Below are 23730 nucleotides of genomic sequence, written 5' to 3'. Positions count from 1 at the left end.
AAACAGATGAAAAATTTAAAAGAACGCATTTATAAATCAAGAACGCAGCTGTTTAAAGTAGTTTTTCCCAATACCACCAACCACTATGATACGCTTTTTGGAGGTACTGCCATGCATTTAATGGATGAGGTTGCTTTTATAACGGCTACCCGGTTCAGTCGAAAAAAAATGGTGACCATTTCTTCTAGTCAAATAGATTTTAATGAACCTATTCCTGCCGATACTATTATTGAACTAGTTGGAGAAGTTGTTCGCGTTGGCCGAACAAGTATAAAGGTAAACGTTACCATTTATCAAGAAGAGATGTATGAAGAAAATACTCGAAAAAAATCAATAGAAGGCCTGTTTACTTTAGTGGCCATAGATGAAAATAAAAAACCAACTCCTATACTGGATTAATTATTAACGATATGAAAAATATATGGTGGCTCAACGAGGAAAGTGAGCAAATATTAAATAGAGGCTATTTGCTAAAAGGAGAAACGGTATCTGGAGCCTTAGAACGTATAGCTTCAGCAGCGGCCAAACGATTAAAAAAGCCAGAATTAAAAAAAGAATTCATCAATATAATAGAGAAGGGCTGGATGAGCCTAAGCTCACCAATATGGGCTAATATGGGTACCGAGCGTGGCTTGCCTATTTCTTGCTTTAATGTACATATGCCAGATAACATTGAAGGGATTACCCATAAATTGGGAGAAGTTATTATGCAAACCAAAATAGGAGGTGGTACTTCTGGCTATTTTGGTTCACTACGAGGTAGAGGTAGCACTGTAACTGATAATGGAAGAAGTAGTGGTGCTGTTTCTTTTATGAAGCTTTTTGATACGGCCATGGATACCATTTCGCAAGGTGGGGTAAGAAGAGGAGCCTTTGCGGCGTATCTTGACGTAGACCACCCCGATATTCTCGAATTTTTGCAAATAAAAGATATCGGTAATCCACTGCAAAATTTATTTTATGGCGTTTGTGTTCCCGATTATTGGATGCAAGAAATGATTGACGGAGATATGCAAAAAAGAGAAATATGGGCTAAGGTGTTAGCGTCTAGACAGCAAAAAGGTTTACCCTATCTCTTTTTTACAGATAACGTAAATAGAAGCAAGCCTCAGGTATATAAAGATAAAAACTATTCAATAAATGCTAGTAATCTATGCTCTGAAATTATGCTACCTAGTACGCCTGAAGAATCTTTTATCTGTTGCCTTTCCTCTTTAAATTTAGAACGTTATGAGGAGTGGAAAAATACAAATACCATAGAATTAGCGGTATATTTTTTAGATGCTGTCTTAGAAGAATTTATAGTAAAAACTAAAGAGAATCATTACCTAAAGGCTGCTCACAATTTCGCTAAGAGGCATCGTGCTTTAGGCTTAGGAGCAATGGGTTGGCATTCTTATTTACAAAAAAACAATATTGCTTTTGAAAGCTTAGAGGCTAAGCAAATAAATTACAAAATTTTTGAGCATATTAGCAAGAAAGCCAAAGCTGCTTCACAAGAGTTGGCTGCTATTTTTGGAGAACCGGAACTACTAAAAGGTTACGGATTGCGCAATACAACTTTAATGGCAATTGCCCCAACTACCTCCTCATCGGCTATTTTAGGACAGGTTTCTCCGGGTATAGAACCTTACAGCAGTAATTATTATAAAGCTGGTTTATCAAAAGGAAACTTTATGCGTAAAAACCGTTATTTAAAGACATTACTAGAAAAAAAAGGCATTGATAATGAAGAGATTTGGAGAAGCATAATGTTAAATCACGGCAGTGTGCAACATCTAGACGAATTAACTGCCCACGAGAAAGAGGTGTTTAAAACTTTTAAAGAAATTAGTCAATTAGAAATAATACAACAAGCTTCTATTAGGCAAAAATTTATTGATCAAGCCCAAAGTTTAAATATTAACATTCCGGCGAGCTTACCTATTAAAGAGGTAAATAAATTGATAATTGAAGCCTGGAAATTAGGTGTTAAAACCTTGTATTACCAAAGAAGCCAAAGTGTTTCTAAAGAATTTGTAGGTAACCTAGTGAATTGTGCTAGTTGTGAAGGTTAAAGAGTGAAAGAATTTTAAACGAGAAGTTACTAAACTTCTCGTTTAAAATGCATTACATTTTTTAATTGAGCTATAAATTTAAAAATTCTAAAACATAATTTTCAAAATCTGGATCATTTATTTGAATGTCACCCCTTACAATTTCCCCCTTTTTATTCACAAAAAGTAATTTATTAAGATAGTTATTGTATAAGCTTTTATCGCACTTTAATTCTTTGATTTGGTATTCAAAATCTTGATTGTAATCAAAGTTTTTAATTGTCTTTTTCCAAATAGTAGGTTCTGTTGCGTCTATATTTACTCCTATAAAATCAATTTCGGGGTACTTATTTCTTAACTCATTAATTGTATGATGTAGTTCTTTATGATGGTTGGATGAATAAACCGACCAGTAAAATATGATACTATTTCTTTTTACAATTTCCTGGTAACTTTTGTTTTGATTTTTAGGGGTAATAAGTTCTTTGTCTTTTATGTTTTCACCGATGAAAAAAGAGCGATGAACCTTACCCAGTGCCTTGAGCTGATTGATTAAATCATTAGAGAAGCCTAAGGTTTCAACCAGACTAAGCGTGCCACTTATTTGCGTGTCATTTTCAGAAAATATAATCTGGTTTTTTGCAAATTTTTTAATAAAGTGTTTCCTTAAATTTTCATTCTTAAAAAGCGAATCGGCAAGCTTAAGTCTTCTCTCTAAATTTTCTACATTGCTTAAACTAAAACAAGGTTTACCTAAATTGTGCTTAATACAATATTCTAAAGATCTATTTTTTAAATAATTATCAAGAAATCGCTGGTAAATGTAATGACTCGTTAAATCTTCATCATTAAAATTCACCTGTTTTCTGTAATCAAAGAAGTCTTGAGGTATTTTTTTTCTAAATTCTGTGAAGTATTTATTTATTAAAAAAGCGTAGCGTTCCCGCAAGTCATAATATTCATAATCAATTCCTTTTTTTGCAACATTGAGAAAAGCATCAGAGAACTCATGAACCTCATTTAGCGCATTCAATTTAGCCAAGCGTTCTTGATGTATAGAATCTGTTTTTTTTAAAAATTCTTGCGGACTAATTTTATAGTAAGATAAAATAAGATCATTATTTTGTTCATTTTGCAAGAACATTTCCATCAATAAATTATTCTTTTCAGCTCCTTTGCCAGAGTACATTAAAGACTCATCAAACTCAAGCGTATTTAATCTAAGTAAGATGCTGTCATTTTCTTCAACAAATAAAATTTGACTTTCAGGCTGATGCCTAATGGTAAGCAGGCCTAAATCATTATTTTTAAAAACGTACTTAAACCGATTTCTCTTATCTAGAAAGATAGTATCAATAAGCTCTCCTTTGCGCTCAAGGGTCAAAAAATCTTGATTTGGGTTTACAATTTCACCACCCAAATAGCTACCCGTAATCTCACTTGTTTTTGTATTGTCTTGACAACTAGCAACTAATATAGCTACTAACAAAACGCGATAAAAATAATGCCACATAATTTACATACTAACTAAGCCTTCAAATATAATGTCTTCGTTAAAAGTGCTTTGTTAAGCTGACGTTAAATACAAAACTTAAAAGTTAATTTTTCTTTTCCTAGCTTTATTTACCTACTTTTGCAAAAATTTTACAATCATTATGTTATCAGTATCTAATCTATCGGTTCAGTTTGGTAAGCGTGTATTATTCGATGAAGTGAATACCGCTTTTACCCAAGGAAACTGTTACGGAATCATTGGCGCAAACGGAGCGGGAAAATCTACTTTTTTAAAAATACTTTCTGGAAAAACAGAACCTACTTCGGGCCATGTACACTTAGAACCAGGTAAGAGAATGTCTGTTTTAGAACAAAATCATAATTTGTTTGATGAATACTCGGTTTTAGAAACAGTTTTGCGAGGAAACAAACCTTTGTTTGATATTAAATCTGAGATAGATGCGCTTTACGCAGACTATACCGATGAGAATGCAGAACGAATAGGTGAACTTCAAGTGGCATTTGAAGAGATGGATGGCTGGAATGCAGAAAGCAATGCGGCCGCGCTACTTTCAAATTTAGGTATACCAGCCGATTTGCACTACACCTTAATGAAAGATCTAGATGGTAAACAAAAAGTACGTGTACTTTTGGCGCAGGCTCTATTTGGGAACCCAGATGTATTAATTATGGATGAGCCTACCAATGATTTAGATTATGAAACCATTTCCTGGTTAGAGCATTTCCTAGCCAATTATGATAATACAGTTATAGTAGTATCTCACGATAGGCACTTTTTAGATGCGGTTTGTACGCATATTTCTGATATTGATTTCGGAAAGATTAACCACTATAGCGGTAACTATTCTTTCTGGTATGAATCTTCACAACTGGCAGCTAGACAACGCGCCCAGCAAAATAAAAAAGCCGAAGAAAAGAAAAAGGAATTACAAGAATTCATTCAACGTTTTAGCGCCAATGTAGCCAAATCAAAACAAGCTACTTCGCGTAAAAAGATGATTGAAAAATTAAACATAGAAGAAATTAAACCTTCAAGTCGTCGCTATCCTGCTATTATATTTGAGCGTGAACGCGAAGCAGGAGATCAAATTTTAAACATTGAGAATCTAGAGGCTTCTATAGATGGAGAAACGCTGTTTAAAAATATTAATCTTAACCTTAGTAAAGGAGACAAGGTTGTTGTTTTTTCAAGAGACTCTAGAGCAACTACGGCATTTTATGAAATTATTAATGGTAATCGCGAAGCCGTTAACGGGAAATATGAATGGGGAATTACCACCTTACAATCTTATTTGCCTTTAGACAATGCTTCGTTTTTCGAAAATGAATTGTCTTTAGTAGATTGGTTAAGACAGTATGCTAAGACAGAGGAGGAGCGAGAAGAAGTTTTTATTCGCGGATTTTTAGGTAAAATGTTATTTAGTGGCGAAGAGGCATTAAAAACTTCAAATGTTTTGTCTGGAGGAGAAAAAGTGCGCTGTATGTTAAGCCGAATGATGATGATGAGAGCCAATGTCTTGATGCTAGATGAGCCAACCAACCACTTAGATCTAGAATCGATTACCGCTTTTAATAATTCATTAAAGAACTTTAAAGGCACGGTTTTATTCACGACTCATGATCACGAATTTGCTCAAACAGTTGCCAATAGGGTAGTAGAGTTAACACCAAATGGGGTAATAGATCGTTACTTAACATTTGATGAATATATGAGTGATGCAAAAATTAAAGAGCAACGCAATAAACTTTATCAAAAATAATTGGGGTGCAACCCGCTGGTAATTAGTTACCAGCGGGTCGGGTCATCCGCTATATCTTTTTGGCAAGAAAAGCCAAAAAGGATGCCGCTGCTACCCCTTGCACAATAAAAATCCTTTCTTGTTAAATAAAGAAAGGATTTTTTTATTTTAGGCAAATCAAAATAGCGCTATGAAACACTTCCCTAAAGGACATAAAAAATTATTGCGGGCTTGGGCATTTTATGATTGGGCTAATTCTGTTTACAGCTTGGTAATCTCATCGGCCATTTTTCCCATATTTTATGGAGCCCTTACTTTAGTAAAAGACGAACAAGGAAACATTTTAAATGATCAAATTGATTTTCTTGGTTTTACTTGGAATAATGATACCCTTATAAGCTATGTTACTGCATTAGCTTTTTTAACCATATCCATTTTAAGTCCGTTGCTTAGCGGTATAGCCGATTATCTCGGCAATAAAAAACGTTTTATGCGTTTTTTTAATTATCTAGGCGCCTTCTCGTGTATTGGCTTATTTTGGTTTAATCTAGAAATACTTTGGTTTGGTTTATTTTGCTATTATTTGGCCTTAATCGGGTTTTGGGGTAGTATAGTTTTTTACAATTCTTACCTTCCAGATATTGCTTTTCCTAAACAACAAGATCAAGTAAGTGCTAAAGGATATGCCATGGGATATATTGGTAGTGTTATTCTCTTAATCATTTGTTTAGTACTCATAATGTTTTACGAATTATGGGGTTTTGAAAGCAAGGATTTTCCTACACGCCTGTCGTTTATTTTAACCGGTGTTTGGTGGATCGGCTTTAGCCAATATACCTATTTGTACTTGCCACAAGGCAATAAAAAAGCATACACCCGAAAGAAAGATGTTTTTTTAAACGGATTTAGAGAGTTAAAATTAATTGCAGTTAAAATTAAACAAAACCTTAGCTTGCGCCGTTATCTCTATGCGTTTTTTCTTTATAGCATGGCGGTGCAAACCATTATGTTAATTGCTACTTATTTTGGAATAGAAGAATTAGACTGGGGAGGGCAAGATGCTACCGTAGGATTAATTATTAGCATTTTACTAATTCAATTAGTCGCTGTTCTAGGAGCGCTCTTAACCAGTAGGCTATCCCGTAAATATGGAAATATACAGGTTTTAATGGGTATAAACTTTATTTGGGTTGCAATATGCGTTTATGCTTATTTTATTAATACACCGCAACAATTTTACGTTGCCGCTGCATGTGTAGGATTGGTTATGGGGGGTATTCAATCGCTTTCAAGAAGTACTTATTCTAAATTTATCCCAGAAAAAGCAAAAGATACTGCGTCTTACTTTAGTTTTTATGATGTTTCCGAAAAGATAGGAATTGTTATTGGTATGCTTTCTTACGGTTTTGTAGCTCAAGTAACCGGTAGCATACGCTCGGCGATATTATTTTTAATTCTATTCTTTATTTTAGGGATAATACTGCTAACAAGAGTTCCTAGAAAATAACAAAATATTAAGAAATTTTATTTATGTTTGTTTTACCATAAAACTCAACTTAATGAAAAAAATAAACCTACTTTTAAAATCTTTATTTATTGTAACACTTTGTTTAGGTTTTTCTTCTTGTGAAACTGAACCTTTAGAGGGAGAATTCGGTAAATTAAACCCACCAAACAACACTAATTCTGGAAGCTTTTCAGCAGAGATAGATGGGGTTCCTTATACTGCTACATTTGCTAAAGCTTGGAGTATACCTACTCTAACTACGCCTCCGGGTGAAGTCGTGCAAATAAATGCAAATGATGGACGCATTTCTAATTCGATGACTTTTATGATAGTGGTAGAGGATGTAAATATGGTTCAGTTGAGCTCCTACCCATTAAGTATAACTGGTTTAGGTAATAATGATTTTTGGGCAACAGGAGCAGTTACTTTTACAGAAGATATGCAGAGTTTTGAAACGCCTGTAACTTGGGCGACAAATGAAACTTATGGTGGTACTTTGACCATTACAGAAATTGATAGAACCAATGAGATAATTAAAGGAACTTTTGAATTTAATGCTGAATTAGAATTTGAAGACGATGATAGCCCAAAACTAATTAGTGTTACCAAAGGTAAATTCAATATCCCATATGAACAGGGTCAATAAATTTTTAAAGCTATTTTAAAAATTATAAAAGCGCTTTTTTAGATGTCTCGCTATTCATCAAAAAGCGCTTTTACCATGGTAAGAATTCCTCTGAACATTAAAAATACAGATCCGGCGCAAGCCAAAATACCTAAAAGGAGAACGGGTATGTAAAAATCGTTTTCTTGATTATTAAAGGCAGAGTAAATAACCGAAGGTCCTATAAAGGCTAGCGGTAACGCAAAGGCTAAATAGCGTACGCCGCGCATTAAAGTGGTTTTATTGGTTCTTTTTGTCATAAACTATTTTTTTTGGATTGCTTCAATTGCTTGGCGCACATTTTTGAATTTTTTTAAAACTTCATCGGCTTTTGTTGGAGAAACATTAGTTGCATCACAAATCATTTTTATAGCACGCTTTTTTAACTTGGTATTGCTTAATTGCATATCTACCATCTTATTTCCTTGAACTCTTCCCATTTGAATCATAACACTGGTGGTTAACATATTTAAAACCATTTTTTGGGCGGTTCCGGCTTTCATTCTTGAGCTTCCTGTTAAAAATTCAGGACCAACTTTAACGGTAATAGGAAAATTGACTATTTTACTAATCGGGCTGTTGGGATTACAGCTTATAGCTCCCGTCTTAATTTTATTTTCATTACAAAATTCAAGTCCGCCAACTACATAAGGAGTTGTCCCTGAAGCCGCAATACCAACTACAATATCTTTTGCGGTGATATTAAATTTTTGAAGATCTTTAGCCGCCTGTTGCGTATCATCTTCGGCTCCCTCTACAGCATTTCTTATAGCTTCATCACCACCAGCAATGATACCTATAACTAGTTGGGCAGATACACCAAATGTGGGCGGACATTCACTAGCGTCTAAAATACCTAGTCTACCGCTGGTGCCAGCACCTATATAAAACAATCGGCCACCCTCTTGTAATTGTTTATTAATTTGAAGGGCAAGACGCTCAATAGATTCTAATTCTTGTTCAACCGCTAGAGCTACTTTTTGATCTTCCCGATTAATATTTTTTAAAATATCTGCTAGCGGCATTTTTTCTAAATTATCGTACAAACTAGCCGATTCGGTTAATTTTTCAAATTCATTCATTAGGGATGATAAAATCTAATTCATATTCTTGTGAAATAGAAAAAAAGCCTAAAGCCCTTTTCTCTGGATTATCCTGGTTTACAAAATTACCATTTATTTTTGAAGGAGGCGAAGAAAAGGGATTACCGCCTGCTCCTGAATTAGACTGTTGCAATAAAATATTTAAAAAACGTTTATAATCTTGGCTTATTCCTTGAATTTTGAAGGTAACGGTGTCTGTAGCCTTCAATTCTTCGCTATAATATACGGCAGTGGTATTGCCATTAAAAAGTTCATCATCTGTAACGCTAACCTCATTGAGTTGGTTGGTAGCCGAAGTAAGAAATAAATAGCAATCTCCCGCTGTATCAGGATCTGTAAAAAAAGCATTGAGAGCAATATTATCATCTGTAAAGCTTCTTTCTGTAAGTTGAATGGAATCAATTGGTACAGTTTTGAATAGTTTTGTACGAGCCGAATAAGTTTGCGCTTGATAGTTTACTATAAGCTCATACTCTGTATTTTCATAAAAGGCAATGGGTAGGGAGTAAAGGCCGTCATTTTTAAAAGGCACGTTTTGAGCAGAATTATTCACTTGCAATATTATTTCGGCATCATTAACAGGAATTGTTAACTCATCATAGAAATTATTTGTCAAGCTTAATTTAACGCGTAAAGTACCGTTTGCTTTGTTGGCATACTGTATAGCATTAGCTTCGATCACTAATTCTTGCTTGGCTTGTGGCAGTGCTAAATCAACCACATCTTCACAAGACAGGAGTAATAGCGCTAATGCCATTAGGAATAATTTTTTGAGCTTCATAATTAGAATTTAAATTGATAAGCTATAGCCGGAACTATTCCGAATATAGATAGTTGAACGGCTTCATTACGTCTAGAGTCTTCATTTTCTCTGAAGCTAATGTTAGCTGCATTTTTTCTTCCGTAGATGTTATAAATGCTAAAGACCCAAGAACTTTTAAAAGCTCTATCTCTGTTTTTTTTAGGAGTTAAGGTAGCCGAAAAATCGAGATGATGAAAGTCAGGTAAACGGTTGGCATTTCGAGTATCGTAATTAGGTACCAATAAACCTAAATATTCATATTTTCCTGTTGGGTAGGTAGTAGGCCGGCCAGTTTGGTATACAAAGCTTGCATTGAATTTCCAGCGTTCATTGAGATTATAATTAGCAACTACCGAAAGATCGTGTGTTTTATCCCAACCTGTGTTGTACCATTTACCATTATTTACCCCGGTCTCTGTTGGTGTTCTTCCTGGTGTTCTCTGCTCAGATTTTGATAAAGTGTAGGCTACCCATCCTTGCCATTTACCTTTAGTTTTTTTGAAAAGCAATTCCCAACCGTAGCTGCGTGCTTCGCCAGTTAAAATTACACGCTCAATCTGGTCATTGATAATTAAATTTGCGCCGTCTATATAATCGACTCTATTTTTAACTTGCTTATAAAACAATTCGGTTTCTAAACTAAAATCATTCCAAAGCTTAATGAAGCCTCCAGCCCATTGATCGCTTTTTTGTGGTTGAAGATATCTGCCGCTTGGTGCCCAAATATCGAGTGGAGTAGGAGCATCATTATTGCTTATAAGATGAAGATGCTGGTTGATGCGCTGGTAACTAACTTTAATCGATTCTGTTTCGCTTAAGCGATAGCTGGCCGAAAATCTAGGTTCTAAATGAAAAAAACTTTTTACAATTTCGTTTTTTTTCTGTTTTTGGTAAGCTGTTATCGGAGCCCCTTCATATATTCCAAAGTCTTCATTAAATATAAGCGGATTGTTATTAGCGTATAAAGCCACTTGGTCTTGACCCAATCGATGAAAAGTATTTAGTCTTGCTCCATATTCTAAAGTGAGTTTTTTACCGATTTTTTGGTTGCTGGCTAGATAAATAGCATTTTGCCAAGCATATTTGTTGACTAAATCTGTGGTGTTAAAGCCAGCATCTGGCCTAGAGGCTTCCAAAAAACCTGGATTAAAACGATAATAATTGCTTTGCAAACCATATTCTAAGCTAAATTTTTCATTAAGTCGATGGCTTAGATCGTAACCCAAGCCAAATTCTGTAATACCGTTTTTATAATTAAAGCCAATCACATCTAAATTTAAATCGTATACATAATCAGAGAAATAGGTTCTTAGATTGCCTTTGAGAGTATCGCTCCACGTAGATAAAAGGTTGAAGCTAATTACAGAATTACCAAAAATATTTTTAAAAGAATTATTTATATTAAATACATCTCTACCAAAATACGAGCTTATTGAAAGTTGATGTCGAGTATTAAAAATATGGGTTAATTGCGTATTGATATCATAAAAATAAGCACTATTTGGATTATCGGCAAGTTTTAAAAACAAGTGCGCATAAGAACTTCTACCTCCAATTAAAAAACTGGTTTTGTCTTTTTTTATAGGACCATTAATAAGTATTTTGCTGCTCACCAATCCTAAACTACCCTCGGTTTGTAATGTTTTGAAATTACCTTCTTTTTGTGTAATGTTTAAAATAGACGAAACGCGATTCCCGAATTTTGAAGGAATCCCACCTTTATACAAGGTAAGGCTTTGGATGGCATCAGGCTGTAGTACAGAGAAAAACCCGAAAAGGTGAGAGTCATTGTAAAGTGTGGCGCCATCAAGAAGAACTAAGTTCTGATCGGCAGCACCGCCGCGGACATTAAAACCGCCCGCGCCTTCTCCGGTATTACTAACCCCTGGAAGTAAAATTAAGGACTTTAAGAAATCTTTTTCACCCAATACCACAGGAATAGATTCTAGGTCTTCTGCTTGTAAACTGTTTACGCTCATTTGAGCTTGTTCTAATTTTGATTGTCGAACATCTTGGGTAATAACAATTTCTCCTAATTCTTGAGTGTTCTCTGTTAATTCTATATTAAGATTGACCGATTGATTTAAGTTTAAGTCTAAATATTTTGTGTCGAACCCTAAACAAGAAATTTTTAATTTATAATTTCCTTTAGGAAGGCTAAAGGAAAACTGTCCTTCAAAATCGGTTACATCGCCTTTAGACGTATTTTCAGGTCTTATATTTACGCCCAAAATTGGTTCTTGTGTGGAAGCGGCAATAACTTTACCAGAAATTTGATAACTCTTTTGGTTGTTCTGGGCAAAACAATTAAGATGAAAATAGAATAAAAGTAGAGATAGGAGGATTTTCAATTTTTTAGCGTAAATATACTTTGTTTTAAACTAAAACAAGCGTTAATATTTAGATATAGATGAAAAATTTTTAGTGGTAATTAGGCTTGCATTTAATCACATAAAAAGTCAAAACACTGAAAATCAATATGTTAAAATTGTATTAAATATTAAATTAACCTATGTGACTTATCAGTAATTTTGTTATATCTTTGCACGGCAAAAATAGAAGGCGGTTTATGGTTTTCATAGATAGTAAAAGTCCTTCTGAAACTTTAAGATTTGAAGAAAAAGATGATAAAATTAACCACGGTAGCTATTTTGGGTGCTGTGTTATTTTTAAGTTTTTCAACAAAGAAAGAGGCAATCCGTTTAACGGCTTCAACCGATAATCTTCCAGATTATTACACGGTAAAATCTTCTCAAGAATTGTTAGCCCAAGGAAAAATAAATTATCCCATTTTAGGAAAGGGTTATTTAGGATTTAAAGAAGCAGTTGCATTTAAAGAATCTGGGGGCGACTATTCGGTAATTAATCAGTTTGGTTATTTAGGAAAATATCAATTTGGGTCTGGTACTTTAAAACTGGTAGGGGTTTATGATAGCGTTGGCTTCTTAAATTCTCCAGCTATGCAAGAAGCTGCATTTTATGCTAATGCTTCGCGCAATAAGTGGATTCTTCGTAGAGAGATAAAAAATTATGTAGGAAAAAAGGTTAACCAAGTACATATAACCGAATCGGGTATTTTAGCTGCGGCTCATTTGGCTGGGCCAGGGAATGTAAAAAAGTTTTTACGGTCTCAAGGTAAAAATAGTTTCTCAGATGCTTTTGGATCTAGTATTTCTTTTTATATGAAAAAGTTTGCTGGGTATGATACTAGTTTTGTGAAACCCGATAGAAAGGCAAAGGTAGATCTAAAACAATTAGACGTAGACTTTACCGCTTACATTAATTAAAATGTTCTTTTTGAAATATAAAAATAGTGGGCTTTTTATGAAGGTCCACTTTTTGTTTTGACCATTCTTTTACGGGTAAGGTTTTTATAAACTCTTCGCTGGTGCTGATATTGCAAGCGATACAAAGTTGAGTGTTAGGGTTTAAACTACTTAATAATTGGTCTAAAAATTTGTTGTTTCTATAGGGAGTCTCAATAAAAATTTGAGCCTGCTGATGCTCAAAAGAATGTTTTTCTAATCGTTTAATGGCCGCTTTTTTTTCACCTTTATCAATGGGTAAATATCCATTGAAAGCGAAATTTTGGCCGTTTAAACCACTAGCCATCATGGCTAATAGGATGGAAGACGGACCAACTAACGGAATTACCTGAATGTTTTTCTGGTGCGCCAGTTTAACAATTTGTGCACCTGGATCTGCTACACCTGGGCATCCTGCTTCACTCATAAGCCCCATAGGTTCGCCGCTAAGGCAAGCCTCTAAAAAATAAGGTATATCTAAGGAATCGGTAAATTTATTTAAAACTTTAAATTTTAATTCTGCTTGAGTTTTATTAGGAGCAATTTGCTTAATGAATCTTCGTGCTGTTTTCTCGTTTTCGGCAATAAAATGAGTAATTCTGTTAACTTGCTCAATTACTAGTGGAGATAGTACATTGATTAAATCGTCATTGCCTAAACCAGTAGGAATCAAATATAAACCTGCCGCTGATTTTGTCATCAAAAATCCTTATTTATTTTCTTTACAATCTCATCTGTAGCCTCATCCAATAAAGAGTAAACATGCTGGAAGCCATGATCTCCGCCATAATAAGGATCTGGTACATCAGCATTTTCACCCACAAACAACTCGTTTAAAATTAAGTGTACTTTTTCCTGATCTTCATTTGTTCTTGCTAGCTTAACTATATCTTTATAATTAGAGTTATCCATAACATAGATAAGATCAAAGCGGTCAAAATCCTTTACTTTAAATTGTCTTCCACGCTGTTGACTAATATCTAAATTGTGTTTTCTGGCAATGGCTATAGATCGTTTATCTGGCGCATCATTAACGTGGTAATTTGAGGTACCAGCAGAGTCTACAAAAACTTTATTAGAATCTACTTTGCTTTTAAGTAAGCCTTCGGCTAGAGGTGACCTACATATATTTCCTAAGCAAACCATTAAAACACGCATCATCTTATATAGTTAATCGTTTATCAAGCTCTTCTACAAATTTCTTAAATTGCTTATCTGTAGTCGATAAATTATTTACCGTTTTACACGCGTGAAGTACGGTGGCATGATCGCGTCTACCAATTTGCGAGCCTATACTAGCTAAACTAGCTTTGGTTAATTTTTTTGCAAAAAACATGGCCAATTGTCTAGCTTGAACAATATGTCTTTTTCTGGTTTTTGATTGTAAAGTAGCTACATCCATTTGAAAATAATCACTAACCACCTTTTGTATGTAATCTATAGAGAGTTCTTTTTTGGTGTGTTTTACGTAATTTTCAACAATTTTACGTGCCAAATCTATGGTGATTTCTTTTTTGTTAAAAGAAGAGTGAGCAATTAAAGAAATAATGGCTCCTTCTAATTCACGAATATTGGTTTGTATATTGTTGGCTAAATATTCAATTATATCCTGAGGCATTTCTACACCGTCACGATACAGTTTGTTTTCAATTATTTTTACGCGGGTTTTAAAATCTGGATTTTGTAATTCCGCCGAAAGGCCCCATTTAAAACGCGATAATAAACGTTGTTCAATATCTTGCATATCAACCGGTGCTTTATCACTGGTTAGAATTACTTGCTTTCCATTTTGATGCAGGTGGTTGAAAATGTGAAAGAAAACATCTTGCGTCCCCGATTTACCCGATAACAATTGAATATCATCTACAATAAGAACATCTATAATCTGGTAAAAATGGATAAAATCATTTCTGTTGTTTTTACGAACAGATTCTATATGTTGTTGGGTGAATTTTTCGGCAGAAATATATAATACAGTTTTTTCAGGATACTTTTCTTTTACCTCTACCCCTATAGCATGGGCCAAGTGCGTTTTTCCTAAACCTACACCACCAAATATTAAAAGAGGGTTGAAAGATGTTCCTCCAGGTTTGTTTGAAACGGCCATTCCAGCATTTCTAGCTAGGCGGTTAGATTCTCCTTCTAAAAAATTCTCGAAACTATAATTAGCATTTAGCTGCGAGTCTATTTTAAGGTTGCGAATACCCGGAATGACAAAAGGGTTTTTAAGCTCTGGCTTTTTGCTTTTTGTGGGGCGATCTATTTCTTGTGGAGAAACAGTTGAACGCTGAGCACTAGGAATCTTCTCGGTAAACGGACTTTTATTGCCGTAAGTATTCTCCATCTTGATAACATAGACCAGTTTGGCTTGCTTACCTAATTCTTTTGTGAGAGAAACTTTTAATATGTTTACATAATGCTCTTCTAACCATTCGTAAAAAAACTTAGAGGGTACCTGTATGCTCAAGGCATTATCTGTTAATTTGATCGCTTTTATCGGCTCAAACCATGTTTTGTATGCTTGAGGTGTAATGTTGTCTTGTATAAAAGCCAAGCAATTATTCCAAACTGATTGCGCAGTTTTACCCATTCTTGTTATTTTTATTTTAGGTTAGTACTTAAATTAATGCTAATAAGTAAATTACAGGAAAACCCCTTTTACTTATTTGGGAAAACAAATATGTGAACAAAAAAGCTAATAAAAAAACCATTATGCTATTGAATATTTGGTTTTTTTTCGCCATACTTAAAAAGAGAAATGATAAACAAATTTATTACTATTGTATTTTATGAAAAAATCATTAAGTAGCTTCAAAGTACGCTATGCCGAAACCGATCAAATGGGGGTAGTGCACCACGCTAATTATGCATTATACTTGGAGGCAGCGCGATTAGACTGGTTAAATCAATTTGGTATTTCTTATAAAAAAATGGAAGAGGAGGGCATATTTTTACCCGTTTACGAATTGTCTTCAAAGTTTATAAAATCTGCCTTTTTTGACGATGAAATCACGGTAGAAACACGTTTACGTGAGAAGCCAGGTGTGAAGATTATTTTTGACTATACTATATGTAATAATCTTAAAGAAATTATTCACGAAGCAAATATAACGTTGGTCTTTATGGATGCTAAAACCAAACGCCCCATAAAGTGTCCAGATGCTATTTTAAAGGCTATGGGGTTTTAAATTTTATTCGTTTATTTTTTTGATTTTAACACCATAAACCTTGTTGAATTTTTCAAACACTTTTTCACTCTCCGTTTTTCTTACACTAAAAGTAATTTTACAAGCAATAAGAAACTCTTGTGTAAGGGGTTCAATTTGTTCCTCCTTTAAAATGCGCATAACTTGGTTCATTAAGGGATATTCAAAATTAATTTGAAAGCTGGTTTTTATGGTTTTCTTTATAATTTTTGAAGCTTCTAAAGCCATTTGCGCACTTGTTTTATACGCACTAATCAATCCGCCTACACCTAATTTGGTGCCTCCAAAATAACGAACAACAACTACTAATACTTGGGTAACATTAAAAGCCTGTAATTGACCGTAAATGGGCATACCCGCCGAGTTATTTGGTTCTCCATCGTCGTTAGCTCGGTAATTTTCGTAGCGTATACCAAGTTGCCAAGCATAACACCAATGACGAGCCTTATGATGTCTAGTTTTTAAATCGGTTAAGATTTCTTGAATTTGCGCTTCATTTTGTACAGGGAAAGCATAACCGTAAAATTTACTTCCCTTTTCTTTATATAAGGTTTCTTTTCCAGGCTCTAGCAAAGTTAGGTAAGCGTCTTCTTTCAAATCTATTGGTTTGTAAAGGTGATTAAAATTAAACTAATTATGGCCAAGAGAATTCCCCACCAGTTTTTACGTATGAGTTTCTCTTTAAAAAAGATGATGCCAATAAGTGTTGATAATAGCACAATGATAACATTGTTTACAATAAATACCATTGAAGCGTCTTTAAAACTCCTTAAAGCGAGCACAAAAAAGTACACCGAAAAATAATTAGGAATTCCCAGTGCAATTCCTCCAAATAAGTCTTTCTTTTTAAAAGGTATGGCTTTTCTTTTGTATTGTATTGTTCCGGCAATACTACCTATTATTGCTGCAAAGAAAAATATACTCATCGAGAATAGGGCAACATCACTATTGGCTACTTGATGCTCTTCTACAAATTTTATTAGGGTTTCAATTATTCCGCTTCCAAAGAAAACCCCTAGTGGAAATATCAGGGTTTTTAACCTTATATTTTTTACTTTGTTTGATTTTAAAGCACTAAAATAAACCGCAACTAGAGCAGAAATAATCCCTATTACCTTTAGTAAGTTTAAAGATTCTTGATAGTAAATAATAACAAACACCACCGGAATGGCTAGACTCATCTTACTGGCTACAGAAACGGCAGATAAACCGCTTATACGTGTAGTTTCTGCCATAAGTTTAAAAACGCTTATGAATAAAACCCCAAGTAACAGCGCGCTTAAAAAGAAGGATTGTTGTAGCCAATCTGTTACCTTAAAATCTCTTTCTAATAAAAGATAACCTGCAAAAAATGCCGTGTAATAATTAATCACAATAGCGTATAGCGTATTGATATTAAATTTACCAAAAAGTTTAAATACGGTATAAATTAAACTTGAACTTATAATACTTAAAAGCAAATAGATCAAAATAAGTCGGCTTTTATATTGAATAGTTCGGTGACATCTTCTTTTGCTCTATCCAATAACCAGGTTTGGTAACCTAGTTGCTCTGCTGTGGCGATATTTTCTGGTAAATCGTCAATAAATAAAGCTTTCTTTGGATTAATCTGATGTTTTTGTTGTATGTGTAAAAATATATCTTCATTAGGTTTACGCAGATTTATAAGATGGGAAAGATAAAATCCGTGAAAACAGCCTTTAAAGTCAGTATAATTCGGTTCATTATTTTTAATGAAATCGATATGAAGTTCATTGGTGTTACTTAGCAAGATTAACTCAAATTGATTATCGTTATATAAGGCTTGAATAAATCGAAGACGATGATTGGGTATATCTTGTAAAATTTGGTTCCACGCGGTTTTAAATTGATATGGTGATAGCCCCTTGAAATTACTCAGATAAAAGGCGGTAAAATCTTTGGTGCTTATTTGCCCGGTTTCGTATAAGTGATTAATTCGATTTATTTCGCTAAGACTAGCTTTGCAAGGATATTGGCTTAAAGCATCGTGAGTAGCCATTTTGTTTAGGTTAATGAAGACATCTCCAAAGTCAAATACAATATGCTTAATCATTCGTATATAATTTTATACGATTATCTGCCAATTTAAATTCTTTCTTTAAATTACCTTTTACAATAGGTGAGGCAATACCAGATTTAAAGTTTTTAGCTCCAATAATTTCAAAAGTTTCATCCCAAAGGTTATGTGAAATAAATGAGTTGATTGTTTGCGTGCCACCTTCGACAATTAAAGATTGTATATTGTTAGCGTGTAATATGCTAGTAATTTGCTCGGGAACATTTTTTTTAAAATCAATTTTAAAATATTCAATGTGCTTCTGGGTATTACCTTTTTTAGGATCTTCGGTAAAAACCATAACTTTTTGATTGTCTTTAAAGATTTCCGAAGTCAAATCTACTTTAAGTTTGGCATCAATTAAAACTTTAATTGGGTGTTCGCCAGACCACAACCGTGTAGATAAACTAGGATTGTCTTTTAAGGCAGTATTTGTTCCCACCAAGATAGCCTGCTCTCTAGCTCTTAAACGGTGAGCCCACTGTTTGCTAAACGCATTGCTAATCCATACAGGTTTTTTTTGATTTTGATTTATAGGAGCAATAAAATTATCTTTTGTTCGCGCAAATTTTATAATTATGTATGGGCGCTGCTTTTGGTGAAAGGTAAAAAATCTTTTATTAAGCTCTTGACATTCTTTTTCTAATACGCCAACGGTAACATTACAACCCGCTTCCATAAGCTTTTTTATACCATTACCAGCCACTTTAGCGAATGGATCAACAGTACCTATTACTACATTTTTAATACCTTTGGCGATAATTAAATCGCTGCAAGGGGGTGTCTTACCAAAGTGACTACAAGGCTCAAGACTAACGTAAATTGTCGATTTAGAGAGTAACTCTTCATTCTTAACTTGATGTATTGCCCGCACTTCTGCGTGGGCATCACCAGCTTTTTGATGCCAACCTTCTCCAATTATTTTTCCTTCGTGTACCACTACACTTCCTACCATTGGGTTCGGATAGGTTTGACCTATGCCATTTTTTGCCAGTTGTATGCAGCGTTTTATATATTTTTCGTGTACATTCACGGTCTAAAATTACTAAGTTTTTTTGGAATGAGCTCAATAAATATTAGAAGGATACAGGAAAGTGATAATGAGGTTGTGGCTCAGATTATTCGAAATTGTTTAAAAGAAAATAAAGCTGATTTGCCTGGTACTGCTTTCGCGGATTCAAGCCTAGATTCTTTATATGACTTTTACCAAGATTCAAATTCTTGCTATTTTGTAGCCACCAAGGGTAAAAATGTTGTTGGAGGTGTCGGAATCGCCCCTTTACCCAATGCAGTAGATGTGTGTGAACTTCAAAAAATGTACATTAGTAAAACTATGCGAAGGCAAGGTGCTGCAAAAATGTTAATTGAGGCTTGTTTGTCATTTGCCGAAAATGCACCGTTTAAACAATGTTATATAGAAACCATGCCGCAAATGCTACCTGCTCAAAACTTGTACAGACAATACGGCTTTGACTTTATAGACCAAGCGATGGGTGCAACCGGGCATCACGCATGTACGGTTTATATGCTTAAAGAATTATAAAATATGCAATTAAATAAGTACAAGAATTATTTTTTTAATCAGTTAAACGCTATTTATCCTGAAACTGAAATTTCGAGTTTTTGGAGCTGGTTAACCGAATTCTATTTGAACAAAACAAGAATAGAACTTGCTTTAAATCCGCATCAGCTAACAGATGAAATGAAACAAAATTTTGATGCTGCTTTAAACCGGCTTAAAAATCAAGAACCTATACAGTACATTCTTGGTGAAACATATTTTATGGATTATCCTTTTTCTGTGTCTCAAGAAGTGCTCATACCACGACCAGAAACCGAAGACCTAGTGCGATGGATTATAGAAGATTATAGAGAAGTTGACGGATATATATTAGACATTGGTACGGGTAGTGGCTGCATTGCTATTGCCTTAGAGCTTAGTTTGGGCAATGCTCGAGTAACAGCTTTAGATGTCTCTGAGAAAGCTTTAAAAATTGCTAAAGAAAATGCAAAAAGAAACCAAGCCAAGGTAAATTTTATAAAACAAGATATATTGTCGACTCAAGCGTTAAATCAAAATTACCAGGTCATTGTATCCAATCCGCCTTATGTGCGCGAATTAGAGCGGTCAAAAATGCAGAAAAATGTATTGAATTATGAACCTGATTTAGCCCTATTTGTAACCGACGATTCTCCGCTTTTATTTTATGACAAAATAGGTCGGTTAGCCTTTAGGCATCTTAAGAAAAACGGTAGCTTATATTTTGAGATCAATGAATATTTAGCAAAAGAGACGCTAGATTTACTTCATAAAATCGGGTTTAAAGACGTTGAATTAAAAAAAGACCTCTACGGTAAGGACCGAATGATAAAAGCAAGTTTATGATTAAAAATTATAGCCCAAATAAACTTAAAAGTATTGCTGTATTTTGTGGTAGCAATACAGGAAGTGTAGAAAAAATAATTAAAAAAAGTTACGCGCTAGGGGTTCATCTCGCACAAAACGATATTAAGTTGGTTTTTGGCGGCAGCAAACTAGGTTTAATGGGGCAGGTAGCAAATGGAGCGCTAGAGCATGGCGGTTTAGTGTATGGGGTAATTCCGCAATTTCTTAAAAGCAAAGAGATAGTTCACACTCAACTTACAAAACTGATAACAACTAAAGATATGCACGAGAGAAAGTTAAAAATGCAAGAATTGAGTGATGGCTTTATTATGCTTCCTGGAGGGTTTGGTACTTTAGAAGAGTTTTTCGAAATTTTAACTTGGGCACAATTGGGTTTACATCAAAAGCCAATAGGTATCTTGAATACCGAAGGGTATTTTGATGATCTCTTGAAAATGATAAAAGCTATGGTTGAATCTGGTTTTTTGAAGCAAGAGAATTTAAATTTAATAGTTGTCGCTAAAAATGAAGCCTCGTTATTAGAAAAGATGCACCTTTTTGTACCACCCAATAAACCCAAATGGATCACTAAAAACCAAACCTAAATATAGATAAATGAATAATACAAAAGAACAAAAATTAGAGGCCTTTGGCCGCTTATTGGATATTATGGATGACTTGCGAGAGCAATGTCCTTGGGATAAAAAGCAAACTTTAGAAAGTCTAAGACATTTAACTATTGAGGAGGTTTATGAACTAGGAGATGCGATTTTAGATAATAATTTAGACGAGCTAAAAAAAGAATTGGGAGATGTTTTACTACACATTGTTTTTTATGCTAAAATAGGAAGTGAAAAAAATAGCTTTGATATTGCCGATGTAGCGCATGCCATTTCAGATAAATTAGTAGCGCGTCATCCTCATATTTATGGAGATGTAAAGGTTAAAAACGAAGAAGAGGTTAAACAAAATTGGGAGAAACTTAAGTTAAAAGAGGGGAATAAAGGTGTACTTTCTGGGGTTCCTAAAACATTGCCGGCATTGGTCAAAGCAAATCGTATTCAAGATAAAGTAGCTGGAGTGGGATTTGACTGGGAAACGCCTGAACAAGTTTTTGAAAAAGTAAAAGAAGAATTACAAGAATTAGAGGATGCAAAAAATAACAAGTCGCAGAAGGAGATAGAAAATGAACTTGGCGATGTTTTTTTCTCTTTGGTGAACTATGCTCGTTTTTTGAAAGTAAATCCAGAAAATGCACTAGAGAGAACCAATAAAAAATTTATCAAACGCTTTGGTTATATAGAAAATAAGGCTAAAGAAAATAAAAGAAGTCTACATCAAATGAGCTTAAATGAAATGGATGTATTTTGGGAAGAAGCTAAACAAAATGACTAAAAGACCCGCAAACTAGGAATTAAACCATATTTTATTTATTTTCATCTGTCTTTAAGAATAATTTTACTACAAATGAGAGAAAATTTTATTTTATTAATAATATTTTTAAGTTGCTTTAATCTTTTAGCGCAAAACGATCTAGATTTAGAAATTTGCAAGGCAGAAAGGTTAGCCGCAAAAAAGCATATAAATTTTAAAGCCAGTGGAAATACGGGTAACTACGATATTAATTACCACATGCTAGATTTAGATCTAGATCCAAATATATCCTACATCTCGGGAGAAATTACCACTCAGCTAACCGCTACTTCAAATACAATGCAAATTATATTTGATTTAGCCGCAAATATGCAAGTGAACGCGGTAAACCTTACTAATGGAGCTTCGTTGAGTTTTTCTAGAGTGGGAGATGAATTAATTGTTCAACTTCCCAATTTACTTATGGCGGGTCAAAGTATAAGTTTGACGGTCGATTATGAAGGTAATCCAATAAGTTCGGGTTTTGGTTCTTTTGCTCAAACCACTCATAATAATCGAGGTATAATATGGACGCTATCAGAGCCATATGGTGCTAAAGCTTGGTGGCCTTGTAAACAAGATTTAAACGATAAAATAGACAGTTTAGATGTTTACCTTAATGTGCCCAAATTTAATACCTTTAATGAAGAAAATATAGCTGTAACCAATGGGGTGGAGCAAAGTAGTGTAGTTAATAACGGTATAAAAACAACACATTTTAAACATAAATACCCTATCCCAGCCTATCTAATTGCGGTAGCGGTAACCAATTATAGCACAATTTCAAATAACTATAGCCATAACGGGATTACTTTCCCGTTAATAGATTATGTTTATCCAGAAAATTTGGCTTCTGCAACTGTAGAGTTACAGCAGACGCCTCTTATTATGGATTTGTTTTCGAATAAGTTTGGAAGTTATCCTTTTTCAAACGAAAATTATGGCCACGCTCAATTTGGGTGGGGAGGTGGCATGGAACATACTACCATATCTTTTATGGGTAATTTTAGCCGTAGATTAATAGCCCACGAACTAGCTCACCAATGGTTTGGAAACCAAATAACCTGTGGTAGTTGGCAAGATATATGGCTAAATGAAGGTTTTGCGACTTACTTGTCGGGTATGGTTATAGAAGATTTTGATGGAAGTGCCGATTTTAATAATTGGAAATCTTCAAAAGTCAATCAAATTACAAGTGCCCCCGATGGTAGTGTTTACATACCGGCCCAAGACACCCTAAGTGTTAATCGGGTTTTTAGCAGTAGGTTAAGTTATGGTAAAGGCGCAATGGTATTGCATATGCTAAGAAAGAAATTAGGTGATACCGATTTTTTTGGCGCGTTAAATGCTTATTTAAATGATCCAAATTTACAATATAACTACGCAAAAACCGATGATTTTAAACAAGTTGTAGAGCAATTCACGGGTCAAAATTTAACCGAGTTTTTTAATGATTGGGTTTATGGAGAGGGGTATCCTAGCTTTAGCATAAATGCCACTCAAAATGCTAATCAAGTACAACTTAGCCTAAGTCAGTCCCAAAGCCATAGCAGTGTTAGTTTTTTCGAAGCACAAGTTCCTATACGTTTTAAAGGTAGTAATAATCAGGTACTAGATGTGGTAGCAGATCATCAACAAAATAATCAAATGTTTACGTTTAATGTTCCGTTTACAGTTACTCAAATTGAAATAAATCCAGAGTTTGATTTAATTGCAAAAAATAATACCGCAAATCTATCGGTAAGCAAAGTAGAGAAAGAAGAAATAAAGGTTTTTCCCAATCCGGTAAAAGAAATTTTATATGTTACAAATCCGCAAAAGCTTAAAAAATTAAAGTTGTATGATTTGTCGGGTAGAGTATTGGTGAAAACTTCATCAGCTTCTGTAGATGTAAAACATTTACCAGTTGGAGTATATATTCTTCAAGTTCATTTAAAAACAGGTGAGGTTATGCAGGAGCAAATTCGTAAAGAATAA

General features: G+C 34.2%; 24 protein-coding genes. 12 read left to right on the top strand and 12 right to left on the bottom strand.

Going from position 1 to position 23730, the window contains the following annotated elements:
- Positions 1-6 precede the first annotated feature (6 nt).
- Both FT993_RS11300 and FT993_RS11295 read left to right on the top strand, forming a co-directional pair.
- Positions 7-399 (top strand): acyl-CoA thioesterase, encoded by a 393-nt coding sequence (locus FT993_RS11300; protein WP_147862651.1) that lies wholly within the window; start codon positions 7-9, stop codon positions 397-399.
- A gap of 11 nt (positions 400-410) precedes the next feature.
- On the top strand, positions 411-2057 hold the full coding sequence (locus FT993_RS11295) for a ribonucleoside-diphosphate reductase subunit alpha (RefSeq protein ID WP_147862650.1): 1647 nt from the start codon (positions 411-413) through the stop codon (positions 2055-2057).
- Between the two features lie 70 nt (positions 2058-2127).
- On the opposite strand, the gene FT993_RS11290 is transcribed toward FT993_RS11295, so the two are convergent.
- On the bottom strand, positions 2128-3549 hold the full coding sequence (locus FT993_RS11290) for a hypothetical protein (RefSeq protein ID WP_147862649.1): 1422 nt from the start codon (positions 3547-3549) through the stop codon (positions 2128-2130).
- A gap of 142 nt (positions 3550-3691) precedes the next feature.
- Between FT993_RS11290 and FT993_RS11285 the strand changes: the two genes are divergently transcribed.
- The 3 genes from FT993_RS11285 (at position 3692) to FT993_RS11275 (ending at position 7443) form a co-directional block, all read left to right on the top strand.
- Positions 3692-5311 (top strand): ABC-F family ATP-binding cassette domain-containing protein, encoded by a 1620-nt coding sequence (locus FT993_RS11285; RefSeq protein ID WP_147862648.1) that lies wholly within the window; start codon positions 3692-3694, stop codon positions 5309-5311.
- Positions 5312-5480: 169 nt separating this feature from the next.
- On the top strand, positions 5481-6797 hold the full coding sequence (locus tag FT993_RS11280) for an MFS transporter (RefSeq protein WP_147862647.1): 1317 nt from the start codon (positions 5481-5483) through the stop codon (positions 6795-6797).
- Positions 6798-6849: 52 nt separating this feature from the next.
- Positions 6850-7443 (top strand): DUF6252 family protein, encoded by a 594-nt coding sequence (locus FT993_RS11275; protein WP_147862646.1) that lies wholly within the window; start codon positions 6850-6852, stop codon positions 7441-7443.
- Between the two features lie 50 nt (positions 7444-7493).
- Here FT993_RS11275 and FT993_RS11270 read toward each other — a convergent pair whose 3' ends face one another.
- From FT993_RS11270 to FT993_RS11255, 4 genes are read right to left on the bottom strand one after another with little or no spacing between them, the layout of a single operon-like run.
- Positions 7494-7721 carry a DUF6095 family protein gene (locus tag FT993_RS11270; RefSeq protein WP_147862645.1) on the bottom strand — a complete coding sequence of 76 codons (228 nt, stop codon included), beginning with the start codon at positions 7719-7721 and terminating at the stop codon, positions 7494-7496.
- A 3-nt stretch (positions 7722-7724) separates the two neighbouring features.
- Complete coding sequence (gene murQ / locus FT993_RS11265; RefSeq protein ID WP_147862644.1) at positions 7725-8543, bottom strand: N-acetylmuramic acid 6-phosphate etherase; 819 nt, start codon at positions 8541-8543, stop codon at positions 7725-7727.
- Positions 8536-9321, bottom strand: a complete 786-nt coding sequence (locus tag FT993_RS11260; RefSeq protein ID WP_187240808.1) for a DUF4249 family protein — start codon at positions 9319-9321, stop codon at positions 8536-8538. Before FT993_RS11260 ends, murQ begins: the two co-directional genes overlap by 8 nt.
- Before the next feature lie 26 nt (positions 9322-9347).
- Positions 9348-11717 carry a TonB-dependent receptor gene (locus FT993_RS11255; RefSeq protein ID WP_255504487.1) on the bottom strand — a complete coding sequence of 790 codons (2370 nt, stop codon included), beginning with the start codon at positions 11715-11717 and terminating at the stop codon, positions 9348-9350.
- Positions 11718-11990: 273 nt separating this feature from the next.
- On the opposite strand from FT993_RS11255, the gene FT993_RS11250 reads away from it, so the two are divergent.
- Complete coding sequence (locus tag FT993_RS11250) at positions 11991-12653, top strand: transglycosylase family protein (RefSeq protein ID WP_255504486.1); 663 nt, start codon at positions 11991-11993, stop codon at positions 12651-12653.
- Here FT993_RS11250 and FT993_RS11245 read toward each other — a convergent pair.
- From FT993_RS11245 to dnaA, 3 genes are read right to left on the bottom strand one after another with little or no spacing between them, the layout of a single operon-like run.
- The gene (locus tag FT993_RS11245) at positions 12646-13371 is read right to left on the bottom strand and encodes an SAM-dependent methyltransferase (RefSeq protein WP_147862733.1); all 726 of its coding nucleotides are present in this window, start codon (positions 13369-13371) and stop codon (positions 12646-12648) included. The two genes, FT993_RS11250 and FT993_RS11245, sit on opposite strands and share 8 nt — an antisense overlap.
- A complete protein-coding gene (locus tag FT993_RS11240; RefSeq protein ID WP_147862640.1) occupies positions 13371-13832 on the bottom strand; it encodes a low molecular weight protein-tyrosine-phosphatase in 462 nt (153 codons plus the stop codon). The genes FT993_RS11245 and FT993_RS11240 overlap by 1 nt, the downstream gene beginning before the upstream one ends.
- Position 13833: 1 nt before the next feature.
- Positions 13834-15261 carry a chromosomal replication initiator protein DnaA gene (gene dnaA / locus FT993_RS11235; RefSeq protein WP_147862639.1) on the bottom strand — a complete coding sequence of 476 codons (1428 nt, stop codon included), beginning with the start codon at positions 15259-15261 and terminating at the stop codon, positions 13834-13836.
- A 199-nt stretch (positions 15262-15460) separates the two neighbouring features.
- Between dnaA and FT993_RS11230 the strand changes: the two genes are divergently transcribed.
- Positions 15461-15859, top strand: a complete 399-nt coding sequence (locus tag FT993_RS11230) for a thioesterase family protein (RefSeq protein WP_147862638.1) — start codon at positions 15461-15463, stop codon at positions 15857-15859.
- A gap of 3 nt (positions 15860-15862) precedes the next feature.
- Here FT993_RS11230 and FT993_RS11225 read toward each other — a convergent pair whose 3' ends face one another.
- Genes FT993_RS11225 through ribD form a run of 4 tightly spaced genes read right to left on the bottom strand, consistent with a single transcriptional unit; the run spans position 15863 to position 18987 of the window.
- A complete protein-coding gene (locus FT993_RS11225; RefSeq protein WP_255504485.1) occupies positions 15863-16474 on the bottom strand; it encodes a YigZ family protein in 612 nt (203 codons plus the stop codon).
- A 2-nt stretch (positions 16475-16476) separates the two neighbouring features.
- The gene (locus FT993_RS11220) at positions 16477-17346 is read right to left on the bottom strand and encodes an EamA family transporter (protein WP_147862636.1); all 870 of its coding nucleotides are present in this window, start codon (positions 17344-17346) and stop codon (positions 16477-16479) included.
- Complete coding sequence (locus FT993_RS11215) at positions 17343-17951, bottom strand: HAD-IA family hydrolase (RefSeq protein WP_147862635.1); 609 nt, start codon at positions 17949-17951, stop codon at positions 17343-17345. Before FT993_RS11215 ends, FT993_RS11220 begins: the two co-directional genes overlap by 4 nt.
- Positions 17944-18987: a bifunctional diaminohydroxyphosphoribosylaminopyrimidine deaminase/5-amino-6-(5-phosphoribosylamino)uracil reductase RibD gene (gene ribD, locus FT993_RS11210; protein WP_147862634.1), complete on the bottom strand. Its 1044-nt coding sequence runs from the start codon at positions 18985-18987 to the stop codon at positions 17944-17946. Before ribD ends, FT993_RS11215 begins: the two co-directional genes overlap by 8 nt.
- A gap of 27 nt (positions 18988-19014) precedes the next feature.
- On the opposite strand from ribD, the gene FT993_RS11205 reads away from it, so the two are divergent.
- From FT993_RS11205 to FT993_RS11185, 5 genes are all read left to right on the top strand, one after another.
- Entirely contained in the window at positions 19015-19497 is a 483-nt protein-coding gene (locus tag FT993_RS11205; protein WP_147862633.1) for a GNAT family N-acetyltransferase, read from the top strand.
- A gap of 3 nt (positions 19498-19500) precedes the next feature.
- Positions 19501-20340 carry a peptide chain release factor N(5)-glutamine methyltransferase gene (gene prmC / locus FT993_RS11200; RefSeq protein ID WP_147862632.1) on the top strand — a complete coding sequence of 280 codons (840 nt, stop codon included), beginning with the start codon at positions 19501-19503 and terminating at the stop codon, positions 20338-20340.
- A complete protein-coding gene (locus tag FT993_RS11195; protein ID WP_147862631.1) occupies positions 20337-20945 on the top strand; it encodes a TIGR00730 family Rossman fold protein in 609 nt (202 codons plus the stop codon). Before prmC ends, FT993_RS11195 begins: the two co-directional genes overlap by 4 nt.
- Positions 20946-20955: 10 nt before the next feature.
- The gene (gene mazG / locus FT993_RS11190) at positions 20956-21735 is read left to right on the top strand and encodes a nucleoside triphosphate pyrophosphohydrolase (protein ID WP_147862630.1); all 780 of its coding nucleotides are present in this window, start codon (positions 20956-20958) and stop codon (positions 21733-21735) included.
- 72 nt (positions 21736-21807) lie between these two features.
- Positions 21808-23730, top strand: a complete 1923-nt coding sequence (locus tag FT993_RS11185; protein WP_147862629.1) for a M1 family aminopeptidase — start codon at positions 21808-21810, stop codon at positions 23728-23730.

It is taken from the genome of Mesonia sp. HuA40, from assembly GCF_008017835.1.
Lineage (GTDB): Bacteria > Bacteroidota > Bacteroidia > Flavobacteriales > Flavobacteriaceae > Mesonia.
The sequence above is the reverse complement of the archived record's forward strand: the minus strand, read 5'-3'. Positions and strand labels throughout refer to the sequence as shown.